At 57.9% G+C, this 16,259-nt stretch carries 11 protein-coding genes and 2 pseudogenes; 1 reads left to right on the top strand and 12 read right to left on the bottom strand.

The genetic code is table 11. The annotated features are described in order from the left end of the window. The 5 genes from pelF to BLIJ_RS03180 all read right to left on the bottom strand — a co-directional run bounded on the left by pelF (nucleotide 1) and on the right by BLIJ_RS03180 (nucleotide 8,955). Nucleotides 1-1,419: a GT4 family glycosyltransferase PelF gene (gene pelF, locus BLIJ_RS03200; RefSeq protein WP_012577027.1), complete on the bottom strand. Its 1,419-nt coding sequence runs from the start codon at nucleotides 1,417-1,419 to the stop codon at nucleotides 1-3. Continuing rightward, nucleotides 1,416-3,209, bottom strand: coding sequence for a DUF2194 domain-containing protein (locus tag BLIJ_RS03195; RefSeq protein ID WP_231837858.1), 1,794 nt, complete (start codon nucleotides 3,207-3,209; stop codon nucleotides 1,416-1,418). The genes pelF and BLIJ_RS03195 overlap by 4 nt, the downstream gene beginning before the upstream one ends. 80 nt (nucleotides 3,210-3,289) lie before the next feature. Continuing rightward, complete coding sequence (locus BLIJ_RS03190) at nucleotides 3,290-4,204, bottom strand: hypothetical protein (RefSeq protein ID WP_012577025.1); 915 nt, start codon at nucleotides 4,202-4,204, stop codon at nucleotides 3,290-3,292. Then, a complete protein-coding gene (locus BLIJ_RS03185) occupies nucleotides 4,201-6,426 on the bottom strand; it encodes an NAD-dependent epimerase/dehydratase family protein (protein ID WP_014484650.1) in 2,226 nt (741 codons plus the stop codon). The genes BLIJ_RS03190 and BLIJ_RS03185 overlap by 4 nt, the downstream gene beginning before the upstream one ends. A gap of 258 nt (nucleotides 6,427-6,684) precedes the next feature. Beyond that, complete coding sequence (locus tag BLIJ_RS03180; RefSeq protein WP_012577023.1) at nucleotides 6,685-8,955, bottom strand: exo-alpha-(1->6)-L-arabinopyranosidase; 2,271 nt, start codon at nucleotides 8,953-8,955, stop codon at nucleotides 6,685-6,687. Nucleotides 8,956-9,171: 216 nt separating this feature from the next. Here BLIJ_RS03180 and BLIJ_RS03175 point away from each other — a divergent pair, with 216 nt between their 5' ends. After that, the gene (locus tag BLIJ_RS03175) at nucleotides 9,172-9,759 is read left to right on the top strand and encodes a TetR/AcrR family transcriptional regulator (protein WP_012577022.1); all 588 of its coding nucleotides are present in this window, start codon (nucleotides 9,172-9,174) and stop codon (nucleotides 9,757-9,759) included. 330 nt (nucleotides 9,760-10,089) lie between these two features. Here the strand turns inward: BLIJ_RS03175 and BLIJ_RS14555 are convergent. The 7 genes and pseudogenes from BLIJ_RS14555 to BLIJ_RS03145 all read right to left on the bottom strand — a co-directional run. Next, nucleotides 10,090-10,470, bottom strand: a pseudogene (locus BLIJ_RS14555) (hypothetical protein); the annotation flags it as partial. 42 nt (nucleotides 10,471-10,512) lie between these two features. Next, nucleotides 10,513-11,868: an IS3-like element ISBlo11 family transposase gene (locus BLIJ_RS03170; RefSeq protein WP_012576493.1), complete on the bottom strand. Its 1,356-nt coding sequence runs from the start codon at nucleotides 11,866-11,868 to the stop codon at nucleotides 10,513-10,515. A 527-nt stretch (nucleotides 11,869-12,395) separates the two neighbouring features. Next, nucleotides 12,396-13,601 carry a glycoside hydrolase family 5 protein gene (locus BLIJ_RS03165; RefSeq protein ID WP_012577020.1) on the bottom strand — a complete coding sequence of 402 codons (1,206 nt, stop codon included), beginning with the start codon at nucleotides 13,599-13,601 and terminating at the stop codon, nucleotides 12,396-12,398. 10 nt (nucleotides 13,602-13,611) lie between these two features. Beyond that, a complete protein-coding gene (locus BLIJ_RS03160) occupies nucleotides 13,612-14,013 on the bottom strand; it encodes a nucleotidyltransferase substrate binding protein (RefSeq protein ID WP_012577019.1) in 402 nt (133 codons plus the stop codon). Continuing rightward, entirely contained in the window at nucleotides 14,000-14,287 is a 288-nt protein-coding gene (locus tag BLIJ_RS03155; RefSeq protein ID WP_012577018.1) for a nucleotidyltransferase family protein, read from the bottom strand. Before BLIJ_RS03155 ends, BLIJ_RS03160 begins: the two co-directional genes overlap by 14 nt. 112 nt (nucleotides 14,288-14,399) lie before the next feature. Continuing rightward, a pseudogene (locus tag BLIJ_RS03150) lies at nucleotides 14,400-14,814 on the bottom strand (glycoside hydrolase family 3 C-terminal domain-containing protein); the annotation flags it as partial. Between the two features lie 138 nt (nucleotides 14,815-14,952). Beyond that, nucleotides 14,953-16,230 (bottom strand): glutamate-cysteine ligase family protein, encoded by a 1,278-nt coding sequence (locus BLIJ_RS03145; RefSeq protein ID WP_012577017.1) that lies wholly within the window; start codon nucleotides 16,228-16,230, stop codon nucleotides 14,953-14,955. Nucleotides 16,231-16,259: the final 29 nt, after the last annotated feature.

Below are 16,259 nucleotides of genomic sequence, written 5' to 3'. Positions count from 1 at the left end.
TCAGCGTTCCAATCCGAACTGATCCGCGGTATCGGCATACAGCTTGCGATAATCGTCAAGCATGCGCTCATGACGGTAATAGGCGTTCACACGATTGCGGCCGATCTGCCCCATGGTTTCACGCAACGTACGGCTGGAACACATGCGTTCCATCGCCCCGCTTAAGCCTTCGCGGTACATGGGAGGCACATAAAAGCCGGCAGTGCCGAAATCGTCGCCATCCTCGCCTTCCAAAAGCTCACGGCAACAGCCAACATCAGTGGTCACGCACGGGCGTGCGGCTGCGAACGATTCCAACACCGACAATGGTTGGCCTTCGGAAATGCTGGTCAACACGGTGAAATCAAGCTTGCGCATGTATTCGACCACGTTCACACGTCCTGTGAACTCAAGATTGCGCACACCCAACTGCTCCACAAGCTCATGGCATTCGTCGGCATACTCCTGATCGTCAACACCGCCGAGAATATGCAGGCGAACGTTGTCAACACGAGATGAAAGCCCATGAAACGCGTGAATCAGGGTCTTCACGTCTTTGATGGGAGCCATGCGCACCACCGCACCGATATCGACCCAACCGTCATCGGGCTTCAGGGGAATATCACAAAAACGTTCGTATTGAATGCCATTGGGAATAACCTGGCAGGCATCGGCGGGAGCACCCATACCGATTTGGATAAGACGGGCACGACCGAACAAACTAGTGACACGCCATGCACGCTGGTAGATATGTTCTGAAAGCATGTAGAAGAAACGAATCCAACGCGGACGGAAAGCCGGCAACACCCATTCGGCGGAAATAATCTCCTCTTCACGTTCGCGCGTATAAATGCCATGTTCCGTAAGCAATACCGGCGCATGGTTGATGGAACCGCCCAAACAAGCCAGCAATCCGCCATATCCGGTGGAAATCGCATGGTATATCTGCGCTTCCGGCACTTCGCCGCCCATCAAGTACAACACCGGCAGCAACATGGAGCGCACAGTATGGAAAGCGTCGGCATAGGCCACATACGGATATTCTTCCATGCAGATTTGCGTAAACAGGTCGATGAATTCACGGCTTTGCAGGAACGAAAGCGGATGCACGCCTCTTGTGTGGAACAGGTTGAAAAGCACATCCCAGTCCGGGCTGCCAAGATTCACCAGTTCGCGCAATGACCGCAATTCCCCCTCGGTGAACGACACTTGCGCTCGTTCACCGCTCAGACGCAAGGCGTCGTCGAGGAACACCTCATGCACTTCCACCACATTGCCGGGCAGGTCATATACGAATTTGCCGCGGTCTTCGGCTTTGGCGCCGATCACCCACAATACGAACTCGTGCTCTTTCATCGCTTCGATATAACTATGCATCCACGTGGACACGCCACCATGCACGTACGGGTAGCATCCTTCCAAAACCAGGCAGATTCTCATGCCTCTCCCCCGGTCTTGCGTTCGATATGAACCGTGGCGCTCGTGGCTTTGAGCAGATACAGATTCCCGGTCAGCTTGGTGAGGCTTCCGCCACGAACCCTGCCAGGCGTGCCATTGTTCGCACGGAACATGAGCCAGCCCTGATCGATAAGGTTGCCAAGATGCAAATCCCAACTATCATCGGACGTTGCCATCGAAACCGTCAATCCTGAGAATCGCTGCACCGCCGCAGCGCATTCCGTTCCAGTCTGCATACGAATGGACGGAGCCGACTGTTCCAACCAATCCAAATAATCTTCTAATCCCTTGCGATAGGTTTCCCAACCTTCTTTCGCGCCACGATCTTCATCAAGCAGATCGTCGGGATGCATGAAGTGCGTGCTCACATAGTGCATGTTCAGTTCGGAAACCGCGGCAAGACGCATGTATGAATTATTCACCATGCTTCCCGACACAATACGGGGAGCTTCAACCACACCATCGGCTGCCACGCCGAACTCCTGCACATACTCCAGAGAACTGTCGGGAGGAAAGGCCATGCTGGCGATGGCACGAATCTGAGGCACATCCTCACCGATGATTTGGCGGCCTTCACTGGAAAGAATATTGGACGGCGGCACATAGACCGACGATGTCGCAGCGGGAAGCACTGTCTTTTGAAAGGCAATCAGTTCGTTCAACGAATCGACGATGGCTTTACGATTCGGCCATTGCACGTACGTGTATTCGTTGCCGTAATCCGTATTCGGCAACACCAACGGCTGATGGTTGTACCCGTGATATCCGATTTCGCCGTTTTGCCGAAGCAGCAATCCTCCGTAATACTCGAATTGTGTGTTGTCCGTCTGCCGTACAGGATCATTCTTGGTGTCATCGCCGTAATTCTCAATCATCACACCGGTGAAACGAATACCGTACCGTTCCGCAAGACGCACCAAATCTGGCCACCATACTTGAGAATAGAATTCGGAAATGCTCATGTTGTAGTCACGTTTGATGTATTTGCCATTGCCAGACGGTACTGGAGACGGAAAATCGTCCAGGTAGAAAGCCGCGCTGTTAATCACCGGATAGGCCATGGCGGAACTGAGCAGACTGAACGCCGAAGCGTAAAATCCTCGAACCATCTTGACGTAAATGCCGATATTGCACATCACAGCCGTTCCTGACTCCACCGAGCTCCTCCACACCAATGGCGTTCTGCCATTGCTGCTGACCGCCTCCACCTGTGCACGATCATTCAACGTGACGCTCAGCGACGATTTGAACGGGTCACTGAACATGTATGTCTGACCGCCACCCAACATAAAATCCTTGGACGGTGTGATGCCCTCAGTCACCACATATTTGTATGCGGACGATTCAATGCCGATCTGCGGGCCGATCACATCCAGATAGCCGGTTTTCTCCGGGGTCATGGCGAACATGACGCCGCCGCCCTTTTTGACCCATTGCATGATCTGCAGCACATGTTCGCCCAACGGATCCAAGTCGGGCATGGCAATCACCATCGTCTGATACTGCTTCAACGTAGGAATCTCGTCACCTTGCGCAAGATCGACGGTGACAGTGGGCACTTTCATGTCAAGAAGCACACGGTCAAGCATGCTTTCAGCATCGGAGACACCCTCCTGCGAACTGTCGATCACCAAAAGGTTCGTGGCTTTTTCGCCAGCGATGGCGTCGGCTGCTGGAATGGCTTTGTCTCGATCCAAGTAGGTGATGTCGAACCGCGTTGCACCGTAATGCACGCCCAGGCTCTCCACCAGCAACACCAAAGCGATGGCCATGAACATGGCCCAGACTTTGACCAGACCTTGCCAGCGGAATCGCTTCCACTTGGCCAACACGTCTGACAGGAATCCTCTGGTCATGCGCGTTCAACCTCCTTGGTTCCAGTCCAGAACCGCAGAGCTCGTCTTCCCTGGCCACCGAGATAAATATGTTTGCTTTCGATCTGCTGAACGGTTTGATGCAACGCATCGCCATCATTGCGTGCGGCATCGAGTCGCAGACGCATCAGCCATACATCGCCTTGATCCGGCCACCGTTCCATAGCGCCGTCAACGGTGTGTGCGGCATCATCAAAAAGTCCAAGATCAATCTGCATTTGCGCAAGACGGCACGCAACGTGATAATCGCCATGTTGGCGAAGTCGTTCCTGCAACACTTCGGCATATCGTTGTTTCTGCAACTGCAAAGCGTATCCTTGCGCAATACCGGAATTGACATATCGTTCCAGCGCATCGCAATACCGTTCCAACATCGTTTCGGAATTTCGATGCTGCAGATAATCGTTACGGCAGCGCTGCAATGCAAGATCTTCCTTGGCACTGATCTGCGCCAAGGCGGTAGCCGCGTAATGCACGACTTCCACATCCTCATTCAGTCGGGCCTGCGACAGCACATCGATATAACGGCTGGGATTATCGTTGAGAATGGACATCACCAGACTGCGCCGCTGACTCGAATCATTGACGATCAACGCCTCTTCCAACGGCACTGTATTGGCGAAATCGGCTCGTTCCCCAACGAGAATGCTTCGACGCTCCTCATCATCCACACGCATTTGCTCAAGCCCCGGAACCGTGTGCTCGCCAGAGCGAATCAGCGTGCTCGCATGCAGCAACAGCACACATAACGGCCCCCACAATGGCACCAGCAGCATGAAAGGAAGCAGTCGCCCCTCCACACGAAGCACGCCAACACGAGACAATACGCACAGCAGCACGCATATCATTACATGCACGGCGATAAGCAGCATCGCCATCACCGTCGCATTCATGCTGCGCCACCTTCATGCGATGCGGAGTCATTCGGCGCAGCGTCACTGCGCGGCGTTTCATCCGCTTGCGACTCGGCAGCTACTTGTTCCGAAGCCTCAGCCAGCAACGAATCTTCCTCGTGGACTGAAACCAACTTCGCATGCAATCCAGCCTGGGTCAAACGACCGTTGATGATCGGCAGCTCATGCTCGCTGACCTGATTCATGAGCACATACACATTGCCGTCCTGCAGTACACCGGCCTCATCCGTTTGACGAAGGGCTCCCCTCAGGCGGCTACCATCGTCTTGCCAGGCGCCTTCCACACGCAACAGCAGATGATTGCTCATATGATCGTACTTGAGCTCGTTTGCAGCCAGCACTTTGGGCAGGAACGCCTGAGTGTTCAAGAATTCCGTGCCGGGCACCAGCATCGTCTGCCGCGCAACATTCTCATAATCGAAGGCACGCACCATCGCGGATTGCACCAAGCCGCACATGATGGTGAACAGGTTCTGGAAGTACAGGTTCATTTGGTCGGGCTGCGCTTTGGCAAGCACAATCACCACGGCCAGCTTGCCATCGGCATGCACGCCCGCCGCATACATTGGAAGGTTTTGTTCAAGATTGCGGTTTACCCACAATCCGTCATGATCCAAGGCCGTGACAATGTTGGCATAATTCTCAAGCAGCACCGATTTACTGAATAAGGATTCGGCCTGCGGACTCGCGGCCACCAAACGTGCGAAACGACCACCATTATCGATTCGGTAAATACCGAAACTATCGCCGCCCAACGTATCTTGCATAATGCGAATGGCCGCGTGATACAGCTTTCGAGGCAGCACTTCGTCCAATTCACGGGTCATCGCATACATTTTGCCGAAACTGTCGCGCCTGCCGATAATCTGTCCGCGCAGCATACGACGATCATCAAGCACATCGTGGTACAGGTCACGCAGGAACGCGAGTCGTTCACGCAGCAAACTGTTTTCGTCACGCATGAATCGCAGGTTTTCGCGATTGCGCATCTGCACGTATCCGCATACTGCGCCGGCAACGAAATACACTACGAACGCAAGCCAGTTCGACGTGTCGTAAAACAGTGGAGCGAATGACGCGCCGTTCGACGCGTACGACAACGCCATGCCGGCACATGCGAGCGCGGCCGCGAACACGCCTGCGTTCATTCCGTACATCGTGCCGACGATCACCACGAAAAACAGGCGCAAATCCACGGTTCCCAGCTGACTGTCGCCGTGTACCGCGGTGCGAAGCAGTTCCTCCAGTATGAACGTGACGCAGATTTCGAATACGATCCATGGTTTCGAATGGTTACGCAGAAAATCCCAGATCGGGTGCTTTTCGGACTGTTCCCGCGCACGCGCCTCTTTCCAGCGTTGCAGCACCAGGGGAAGATCCTGTTTGAGCGAGTATCGTGGCGACCAGCCATAACGCAAGCGCAGCGCATGGTCGTCTGCCGGGTAACTTTGGGGCCTGTCTTCGCCAAAAGTCACCGACAATCCGGGAAATGCCGCGCTGATCACATCAGCCAAATCACCGTATGTGAAGTTGAACACGTTGGGCACGTGGAATACTTCGCTTTCGGCGGTCCAATCGTCGAACATGCGGTAGATCAGTTCGGCAAGATCGTCGGCGCAGAGAAAGCATGTCTGCTGCTGTTCGCGTTCACGGAATGAGATCGACCCTGCTGACGCCTGTTCGAACAGCCTGCCGAAATATGCGGTTGCCCCATTGCGTTCGGGTGCATACAGGTATGGGCAGCGAATGATTTTCGCTTCCAGACGGTAGGTGCGTGCGTAGTACAGGCAGAGTTCTTCCAACGCTCGAGACATCTGGCTTTTGCTGGTATCGCGTACGTCGGCGTTTTCCGGATAGATGAATTCAGATTCGGGGCCGCTGACCATCAGCATTTGCGTTTGCCTGTTGCGAATGGCATGCAGAAGTCTTCGCAATGCTCCCAGATCGCCGTCCCGGTCACTGCGTGGGGTCAGATTTTCGGAAAAGAATACGATGCGATCAAATTCGTATGTAGTAATGGTTTCGGCAAGGGTGTTGGCGCCAGACATGTTGACGATTCTGAGACGGTCATTGCCGCCTACGGTACCTTCTCGTTCCGCTATCACCACATGGTCTCGGGGAAAGGCATGCTGAATCCACTGTTGGGTAATGAAATCGGTATCACCGACCAAAAGCACTTCATGCTGCCACCCCATTACCATGTTTGGTAGGCCGCCTCGATGGTCGGGGCCGGGTCGCCGGTCCTGGTATGACTTTCCTGCCCTGTCGTTGATGATCCGGGGGTGTTGTCGCCGGGAACGCCCCCCCCCGTGAATACTTCCCTAAACGGGGGTATGGCATAGTTCTGTCCACAAACCCTCCATTGTCCCTGCCTTACGGTATTCCAGTGTAATCCGTTAACAGACAAAATCCCCCTCAACGGGGGTTTCTTACGCCGTGCGATTGCCTCGCTTCAGCCCTTACTTCGCGAGCTTGGCGTACTCGTCGACCATGAACTTGGCGATCTTCTTGCCGCCTTCGCCCAGCAGGGTGGACAGCGAGTTGATCGGCATGGAGTTGAGGAATATGCGCATCATGGCGTTGTCGGGCAGCTTCGTCAGCTCGCCGGCCTCGCCGGCGGCGGCCACGGCGGCCACGATCTTGGCACCGAACGGATCAGCCTCCCATTCGCCGTAGGTGGACCATTCGGTGAGCGGCTGGCTCTTGCCATCGCCTTCGAGGGTCACGACAACGGTGTCGGCAATGTCGCGGGAGCTCACGCCCACTTCGATGGCGTATTCGCCGGACTCCACGTGCCAGTCGTTGTACTTCTCAGACCAGTAGGCGAACGCGCGTTCATCGAGGTCGATGGTCACACTCTTGGATTCGCCGGCCTTGAGGAACACCTTGGTGAAGCCCTTGAGTTCATGCTTCGGGCGGGCCACGTCGGCCTTGCCCGGAGCCACATACACCTGCACGGTTTCGGCGGCGTCCACATCGGAGGTGTTGGTCACGGTGGCGGTCACGGTGGCGGTCACGGTGGCGGTGTTCGCGCCGGTCTTGGCGGCGGCGACGTCAGCGATCTCGAATGTGGCGTAGCTCAGGCCGTAGCCGAACGGGTAGTCCACAGACTTGCCGTAGGTGTCGTAGTAGCGGTAGCCGACGAACACGCCCTCGCCGTAGTCGACGTGGCCTTCCTCGCCCGGCCAGTTCAGCATGCTCGGGTCATCGTTGATGTCCAGCGGAATCGACTGGGCGAGCTTGCCGGACGGGCTGACCTGGCCGAAGATCACATCGGCGAGCGCCGGGCCACCGGACTGGCCGAGCAGCCAGGATTCGAGGATACCCTTGGCGTTCTTGGCCCACGGGGCCACGGAGACCACGGAGCCGTTGGACAGCACGACCACGACGTTCTGGTTCGCGGCGGCGACCTGTTCGAGCAGGGCGATCTGCTTGGCGGGCATGTCGAGGGTGTCGCGGTCGAAGCCCTCGGATTCCGCGGCTTCCGGCAGGCCCAGGAACATGAGGACCACGTCGGCGTTCTTGGCGGTTTCCACGGCTTCGGATTCGAGGGCCGGGTCGGCCGGTTCCAGATCGAGCGTGAAGCCGGGGGCGAAGTCGGCCTTGATGCCGCGTTCGGCGAGCGTGTCGAGGAAGCTGGTCATCTTGGTGGGGGTGATATGGGAGGAGCCGCCGCCCTGGTAGCGCGGGGTGCGGGCGAATTCGCCGATGACGGCGATCTTCCGGGCCGCGGCAGGGTCGGCGTTCAACGGAAGAATCGCATCGTCGTTCTTGAGCAGGACGATGGATTCGATGGCGGCCTGGTGGGCCACTTCGTCGTGCGCGTCCACGTCGAAACGGTAGCCGTCGATGCTCATCGCGGCGCAGGCCTTGTTGATGAGGTCGATCATGCCCTGGGCCATGCGGTCGAGCTGGGCGGGGGCGATGCGGCCGTCGCGGGCGGCGTAGACAATCTGGTCGTCGGTGTAGCTCGGCGGCATTTCCAGGTTGAGGCCGGCGTTCAGGGAGGCCACGCGGTCATGGTCGGCGCCCCAGTCGGACATGACGATGCCCTCGAAGCCCCATTCGTCGCGCAGCACGTCGGTCAGCAGCCAGTGATTCTGGGCGGAGTGCACGCCGTTGATACGGTTGTAGGAGCACATGATGGTCCACGGCTGGGCGGTCTTGACGATGTGTTCGAAGGCCGGCAGGTAGATCTCACGCAGGGCGCGCTGGCTGATGCGGGCATCGACGCGCAGACGGTCGGTCTCCTGGTTGTTGGCGGCGAAGTGCTTGAGCGAGGTGCCCACGCCCTTGGACTGCACGCCGGCGACGATGCCGACCGCCTCATGGCCGGCGAGATACGGGTCTTCGGACCAGTACTCGAAACAGCGACCGCCGAGCGGGTTGCGCTTGATATTGACGCCGGGGCCAAGAATCACAGCCACCTTTTCCTGGATGCACTCCTCGGCCATCGCCTCGCCGACCTTGTGGATGAGTTCCGGATTCCAGGAGCTGGACAGGCCGGCCGCCGGCGGGAAGCAGGTGGCGGGCACGGAGTTGTTCAGATCGGTTTCGCCGGTGCTGGAGGCCAGGGATTTCCTGAGGCCGTGGGGGCCGTCAGTGATCATGTAGCCTGGGATGCCTTTGGACTCCACGCCCTGCAGATGCCAGGAGTCGCCGCCCGAGGTGAGGGATGCCTTCTCTTCAAGAGTCAAATCCTTGACGGACGGGTAGGTGGACTCGCTCATGATTCCTCTTTCCTTGAGTTTCTTGAGTTGTGCGGTTGTCCGATATGCGTTGGCTCCGATTCGGCCGGACTGTCTGGCTGTTGTTCGAGGTTCCTCCACGAATCTCGACTGCCGTTTTCTCTCGACCAACCGGCTGGTAGGTAGATTATCAAAATCTGTGTCACAACACACCGAAATCATTTGGAATCACTACTAACCGACCGTAAGGTTGCCTGTATGAACGACCCCTCTCACACAGACACCGATCGCCGTACCGCGATTCTCGACGCCGCCGTCAAATCGTTTGGCAAACTTGGCTATTACGGCACGTCTCTGCAACGCATCGCCACCGAAGTGGGACTCACCAAGGCCGGCGTGCTGCATTACGTGGGCAGCAAGGAGGGACTGCTCAAGCTGGCGCTGACCGAGAAATACGACCGGATCACCGAATCGATCAACGCCGCGATGGTCGCCCAGGAGCGCCCGCTTATCGCGGATATGTGGCGTCAGGTGGTGGCTGTGAACAACAAGAGGCCCGCGTTGGTGCATATGTTCTCCACGCTGAGCGCCGAGGCGCTCGACCCGGCCCACCCCGCGCACGATTATTTCGCCGACCGCGAGCGCCGCACGGTCACCACGGCGCTCAACATCAACTGGGCCGTGCCGGAAGGCGTCAATGTCGGACATGTGCTGCAGGCCGGATTCTCGATGATGGACGGCCTCCAGCTGCGCTGGCTGCGCGCCCCCGGCCAAGATCTCAATACCATGTGGGCCGATTGCGAGGATGTTCTGATGCCTTTGCCCCTTTGGGAGGGATATCGCTAATTGGTGCGGCTGCGATGTCAGAGGACGCTCCGGATCAGCGATGATGGTTTGCCGCGATCAAGTAAATGCGGCTGTAACCACGACTGCCGCTGTCCCGAGCGGTGCCAATCTGCCAAACGCTGGCAGTTTGGCATCACTCAGCACCAGTAATTGCGCCAAGCTGCCAGTCCTTGGCAGACTAGCACCGTACAGACGCCATTCAGTGGCGTCAACCTGCCAAGAACCGGCAGTTTGGCGACGCTGGAATCCCGCCAGCGTCGCCATCTTGCCAGGGCTTGGCAACTTAGCGTCGCCAAACACCGGTTCGGCACAGCGCAGCGTCGCAATTATTCAGAGCTTCAACGTTTCGACTGCGGCCACGGTATGTGCGATAGTACCTGTTTTTCGCACTTCATCGAAGGATTTCTTTATCAATGATTGCGGATAATACCGTTCATCACGCATACGACCAAGACCGATGCACCAGACCTCATTGCCTGCATACAACACGATTCTGCTATTGCCTGACACTACGACATGTGTCACCTTTGACATATCCATGGCATCAGTCAGGACATCTGCCTTCTTCTTCAACCATTGCACATCACCATGAGGACTCACTCGCTTAGGTGAGATTCTGCGTCCCTTAAGCAAATCCTCATAGAGCTTTCTAGGAGGAAGACGGCGTCGCTTGGAATCATCCAGATAATAATCCAAGCCACATAAATGAGCAAAATTTCCCTCATCCGGGGGTGCGGATGTTTTTTTGGACGGTCAGGCGGCCAGTCCAAGACTTCTGCGGTATTGCACGGGGCTCATCCAGTCCAGTGACTTCTTGATCCTGGTTTCATTGTAGTGGGTCAGGTAGGCGGCCAGGCGTTCGCGGAACTCCTCGTAGCCCACGCCCCTCCAGTCCCGCCCGTAGAATAACTCGTTCTTGAGCCTGCCGAAGAACCCCTCGGCGGCCGCGTTGTCCGGGCTGCATCCCTTGGCGCTCATCGACCGGATCAGCCCGTGCTCCTCGCAGATGCGGATCCATTCGTCCCACCGGTAGTGGCAGCCGCGGTCGGAATGGATGATTGGATGTTCCCCGTCCCTGAGCGTGGCGACCGCGTCAAGGAGCATCCGGTTCGCCATGTCGGCGTTCGGGGAGCGCGACAAGGTCCAGGAGACCACCATCCCGTCGAAGCAGTCGACCACCGGGGAAAGCCAGCACTTGTACCCGTCCATGGTGAACTGGGTGACGTCCGTGACCCACAGCATGTTCGGCGCGTCGGCGTGGAAGTCCCGCTCCACGAGGTTCGCCGGGGCCTCGCCGATCTCGCCGGCGTAGGAGCTCCACCGCTTCGGCCGCTTCAGGTACACGGGCCGCATGGCCCCCTCGCGCATGATCCGCCTGACGACCTTCTCCGAGACGACGATCGGGTCGGACTCGTCAAGGCGCAGCATGCGGTGGATGGTCCGGTATCCCCATGCGCGCCCACCCTGCTCGAACAGGCCGGCGACGCGGGCCCGCAGCACGGCGTACCTGTCGCCCGCGGCGATCGCGCCGCGCTCGTAATAGTAGGTGCTGCGTTTCAGCCCCACGGCCTTCAGACAGGCCGCCAGGCCGAATTCACCCCTGATCGCGTCGACGACCCGCGTCCTCTCCCTGTTCGTCAGCATGGACGGGTCGAGGCGCGGGTCGTCGGCTTTTAAAACATCGATCGTCTCCCGCATCACCGCGTTCTCCAGCCGCAGGACCTCCACCTGCCGGCGCAGCTCCTCCACGTCATCGCCGGCCGCGGGCATCGGTTCGGCCGGCATCGGCGCGTTTCTCCTGTCCATCAGTCCCAGTATCCCCTCGCTCCGGTAGCGGCGCATCCACTGGTACACGCTCGTCGGCGTGCAACCCGCGTCGCGCGCCACGCGGGCGAGGGGCTCGCCCTCGAGCGCGCGTCTGGCCGCATTCGTCTTGCATTCCAGCGTATACGAACGCCTGCACGCGCCCGTGTAACGCGGGTCCTCGCGAACCCATTTCACCAGCGCGCCCTCGGACGGGTAACCAAGCTCGGCAATGACCTTCCTGATGGTCATGCCCTCCGTGAAATACAGGTCAACGGCCCTGCGCCGATCCTCCATCGAAAACATGCGGACTCCAATCCGGACGCCCAAGCGTCCAACTTTCCGTCCGCATCCCCTCCCAAACTATGACAAGAGCCAAACCATCTTCGCAGTGAATTCTTGTTGCCCGACCTTCAAGTCGTTCATGGTACAGGAGAGCCGCAGCATGAGCTTGCGCCAATGCATACTCTTTCATCTTTGTTATATTCACGGCTCCCCCTTTGCCGAAAAATAAGGGGGGACATCTGAGCCAGATGTCCCCCCTGAGATGAAAAGCCATGTTTTACAGTCTTCTGCATGACTATCATCCACTTCCAGCGAAGTGGAATCAGTAGCGACTTCGGTTGGCCTAACCGTATCACCCAGTCACTGGGCTAGGCACCCTGCTCTCGCGGTATTCGTCTGCGCAGACGAATCAGGTGCCAGCGGCAGCTGACCTCTCATCTCGAACCCGCAACCCACCCCGCCGCAAAGGATAGGCCGGGTCACGAAGCTCACTCTCTACCTTACACAATTGTTTCGAATCATGCCCTCAGAGAGCGATTTCGTTCTCATTACGCCATCCAACCGGCGTGCCAAACGTGAGTGAGATCCCAGGGGTCGAGGCGTGACGTGTCGGATTGCGGGTCGATGGTAGGCAAGAAATCACGATTACCACGTAATTGGTAGCTCCAATAGATTTGCCCGGCGGACACGTTCCATGCCTTGCGTTGCATGGCGGCGACCTCGCGGTAAATAGAGCCTCTGATAGATGCACTGTGCATGGCGTTTTCCTTGGAGCGGCCACCATCGCCTGTACGCTTATCGACCACCCGATTTACCAGACCATTAGCCACGCACCACTCCCCTACAATCACCGGCGCATAGCGCGCGGCCCGGCGGATGCGGCGTTCGTTCCAGCGCACAAACAAGCGATACCAGCCCATCAGCCACCGATCCGGGATCAGACGGAACAGCGGGAATTGCTCGGCCATGACCATATAGACATGCGTATCGAGCATGACGCCCCGCATGCCCTCGCGCACGAACCAGTCCCGCCAACGGCCCAGTCGGAAGCCGTCATGGAACACGATGACTTGATTCCCTGCCAGAATCGGGCGCAACCGGTGGTATGTCTCGCGGTAGAAACGCTTGAGGAACGCCATCGGAATAGGCCCGCTTCCTCGCGCTTCGGACCGGTCTTTCGCCTGCCTGCTCGATGGTGACATGGCATACGTCAGCCAGTCAATCGGCTCATTCAGCACTTCGATACCGAACAGCGCCGCGTGGTCGCGATACCGGCGAGCCAGACGGACCAGCACATCCAGCGCATAGGCGACCGCTCGCAGGCTACGATGCCAGCGCACCACGCCGGTGAGGCCGCCGTTATCGAATCCGTTCTGCGAGCCGGGCACCGTGTGCAGGTCGATAAGAATCTTGAGCCCGGCCCGCTCGGCCCAGTCGAACGCTCTGTCCAGATACTCGGTACAGCCCGGGTGACCGGGCACATCCCCGAACACGAAATACGGCACTGGAATACGCACCAGATTGCAGCCATGTGCGGCAATGTTCCGGAAATCGGCCTCGGTAATATACGTGTCGCGATGCCGCGTCAGCAAAGCCTCCAGCTCAGCCGACTTCGTAGCCCGATGCAGCCAGATCTCGTCCGCCTCGCCGCTGGCGGCAAAAATCCCCGGCTTCATCCACCGCTCCAGCACCAGCCAATTGCCGAGGTTCACCCCATTAATTCGTTCGCCAACACCCAGCGCGCCCGATGCCATACCTGTCACGCTAATCGTTCAATGCTTCACCGTAGCGAGCGACCAACCCCTGATTTGCACGCTCAAACTCGGGGATGTAATCAGCGATGATGGCGTCCACAAGACGCCGATCTCGTTCTTCATCATAGATATGAGCAGAATCATTGCGATCGCGCAGCATGCGCAGCCACAACGATTCGTCCATGAAATCATAGTATTGAAAAGCGGTTTTGAGCACATCTCGCGGAGAGCCGGAAGCGGAAACAGGGTCTCCCTCATAAGCCAGCAGCGCCTTGAACAGTTTCCAACCAAGCTCGAACTGCAACCCGAACTTGTCAATAATGCCGCTCTGGATGAAATCATTGCTGAGATCCTGTTCGGGAGCCTTGCGCAGCGACTTCAGTGCGGAAACGTAATTCTCATATTTTTTCATACAATACCTTTCCGCTACGCTCAATCTCCGCCCTCAGCGATGAAGAAATCGGCTCATCCAGATTAATGACATCAACTTTAAGCAGTGACCACAGATTGTCCTGAAGGTTCTGCTCCAAGCGATTGAAATCGGGGCAACCGGCCACGGCAAGATCGATATCGCTTTTAGGCCGGTTCACACCCTTTGCTCGAGAACCGAACAGCACGACCTTGCGAGCGCCGGCATCAGCGGCGAATGTACGAATCTGTTCGTACACGTTCTCGATAGAAACCATGACGCCTCCCGCCGTATGCAGAAAATCCCGGACCACCCGCGCTTCCATCATACGGCCGCGGCCCACTCACCGCACGGAGCCCGAACCACCCGAACGCGGCGACGCAGTTGCGGGAGGCGGGCAACACCTGCGGCTTGGAGCTGATGAGCACGGTGACCATCGACTTGCCGGTTTCTTTCAGACACAGCGGCGAACGCGTCGAGCAAGGCGTTCTGGCCACCGAGTAGTTCGAGCGTGGCGGTGGAGCAGGTTTCGCCGACCAGCTGGACCACGTCGCCGACCACGGCCACGATCAGATCGGACTGGGGAGCGTTGGCCACGGCTTCGTCGATCATTGCTTGATCAACGGCGGCGGAAACGCCGATTTTCGGGCGGGGCTGGCCGTCCGAGTAGAACTCGCCTGCGGGGTCGGGCACGAGGTCGATGACGTTCGCGCCGCGCGAGTAGACGACCTCGCAATCGTCGGCGGCGAGCTGGATCAGGCCGTCGAGCACGGTGGTAATCATGTCTCGAGGCTGTCCATCTATCCGCATTCTCCTCACTCCCATGCGCAACCACATCCAATATCCTTGGCCGGATATGCAAAACGGTGCCAAAACATAACATTCTGTCATGCCTTCGACACCGATATCGCGCAATAGATTTTTCTGTATATGCTTCTTCGCTTACTCCTGGAACACGTCGGGGTGCTTCAGATCGCCGGGAATGTCGGACAAAAGGCCTTCGAGCCCCAGGAATTCCTTCCAGAAATCGAGCGGCTGGCCGTATGGCGAAGCCTCGCGACCGTGGGCCTGGATGTTGGCCTTGGCTTCGAACACCTCTTCCTCGCTGATGCCCTCGAAGTAGCTTTCCAGACGTTCACGGTGCTCAGGCACGTAGAACAGAGAGGACACAATCTCCGTCAGACGCTCGGCACGCTCAATCGGCAGTGAATCCCAGTGACGCAGTTCGATGAAGTTCTTCAGACGTACGTCATTGAAGTGCGTGGAGATGATGTGGTTGATCTCGTACGGGTTGAGTTCGCGGTCCGGGTACACCTCCCCCGCGTTCTCACGGAACGCCGGGCGATGCAGTTCCTTGGGGCTTGCTCCAGAAGCCACAGCTTCAGGGGTATGGGTCAGGTCAGCGAACATGAGCGGCGTGGACAGCACGTCGATGGCGTAATCCTCCCACCCATAGCGCGGGTCGAACAGGCCCGGCAGCACATTGGTGCGCTGGAAGTCGAGATAATCCCACATGCGCTGGCGCAGCAACGGCCATGGGTTCGTCTCACCCTCAAAATACGGGGTGTTGCGGAAGAAGTACGCCAGAATCGGACCGATGACGGTGCCCAACCGCAGTTTTTCGATGGAATCGCGCTCGTCCACGTAGTCGATGCTGACCTGAGTGGAGGCGGAGCAACGCATCATGCATGGGCCGAACTGACCCACGCGGCCGAGGTAGTCGGTCATTGCATCGTAGCGATCCTTGGGGTTGACCGGCACATCCGCAAAGCTGGATTTGGGCTGGTAACCGTAGTTGACCAGTCGGAAGTCGAGATCGTCAAGAATCGGGGCGAGCTCTCGACGAAACTTGGAGTACAGCGTACTTAGGTCGCTCGGCTTCTTCAAAATGCCGATCGAGGTTTCCACCTGTCCGCCGGGCTCGAGAGAAACGGCGACGCCGGAACGGCCGAGACCCACCAGATGGCCGTTCTCCCAGTATTCCTTCTCCTCGTCGTAGTACGGAGCCAGGCGTTTGAGCAATGCCTCGATGCCATTCGGCTCGTAGTAGCTTACGGCAGTGTCGTCGCTGTTGTGCACGGGCAGGTGCTCGATCTCCACACCGAAGCCACCGGCGCCACGCTGGGAGCGACCGTTCTCAAAGAACTTGAGTAGGCTTTCGACGTGCTTGGGGTTCGGCTTGGCGAGCAGGTGCGCGTAACTGATTCGGGGAGTAACCATGCTTTGTATCGTATTCGAGCCGGCCGGCG

The organism is Bifidobacterium longum subsp. infantis ATCC 15697 = JCM 1222 = DSM 20088 (assembly GCF_000269965.1).
GTDB lineage: Bacteria > Actinomycetota > Actinomycetes > Actinomycetales > Bifidobacteriaceae > Bifidobacterium > Bifidobacterium infantis.
The sequence above is the reverse complement of the archived record's forward strand: the minus strand, read 5'-3'. Positions and strand labels throughout refer to the sequence as shown.

Excerpts from the sequence above, each read along its gene's own strand:
- pelF (WP_012577027.1), bottom strand. The coding sequence starts at position 1,419 with ATGAGAATCTGCCTGGTTTTGGAAGGATGCTACCCGTACGTGCATGGT.
- BLIJ_RS03195 (WP_231837858.1), bottom strand. The coding sequence starts at position 3,209 with ATGGCCATCGCTTTGGTGTTGCTGGTGGAGAGCCTGGGCGTGCATTAC.
- BLIJ_RS03190 (WP_012577025.1), bottom strand. The coding sequence starts at position 4,204 with ATGAATGCGACGGTGATGGCGATGCTGCTTATCGCCGTGCATGTAATG.
- BLIJ_RS03185 (WP_014484650.1), bottom strand. The coding sequence starts at position 6,426 with ATGGTAATGGGGTGGCAGCATGAAGTGCTTTTGGTCGGTGATACCGAT.
- BLIJ_RS03180 (WP_012577023.1), bottom strand. The coding sequence starts at position 8,955 with ATGAGCGAGTCCACCTACCCGTCCGTCAAGGATTTGACTCTTGAAGAG.
- BLIJ_RS03175 (WP_012577022.1), top strand. The coding sequence starts at position 9,172 with ATGAACGACCCCTCTCACACAGACACCGATCGCCGTACCGCGATTCTC.
- BLIJ_RS03170 (WP_012576493.1), bottom strand. The coding sequence starts at position 11,868 with ATGTTTTCGATGGAGGATCGGCGCAGGGCCGTTGACCTGTATTTCACG.
- BLIJ_RS03165 (WP_012577020.1), bottom strand. The coding sequence starts at position 13,601 with ATGGCATCGGGCGCGCTGGGTGTTGGCGAACGAATTAATGGGGTGAAC.
- BLIJ_RS03160 (WP_012577019.1), bottom strand. The coding sequence starts at position 14,013 with ATGAAAAAATATGAGAATTACGTTTCCGCACTGAAGTCGCTGCGCAAG.
- BLIJ_RS03155 (WP_012577018.1), bottom strand. The coding sequence starts at position 14,287 with ATGGTTTCTATCGAGAACGTGTACGAACAGATTCGTACATTCGCCGCT.
- BLIJ_RS03145 (WP_012577017.1), bottom strand. The coding sequence starts at position 16,230 with ATGGTTACTCCCCGAATCAGTTACGCGCACCTGCTCGCCAAGCCGAAC.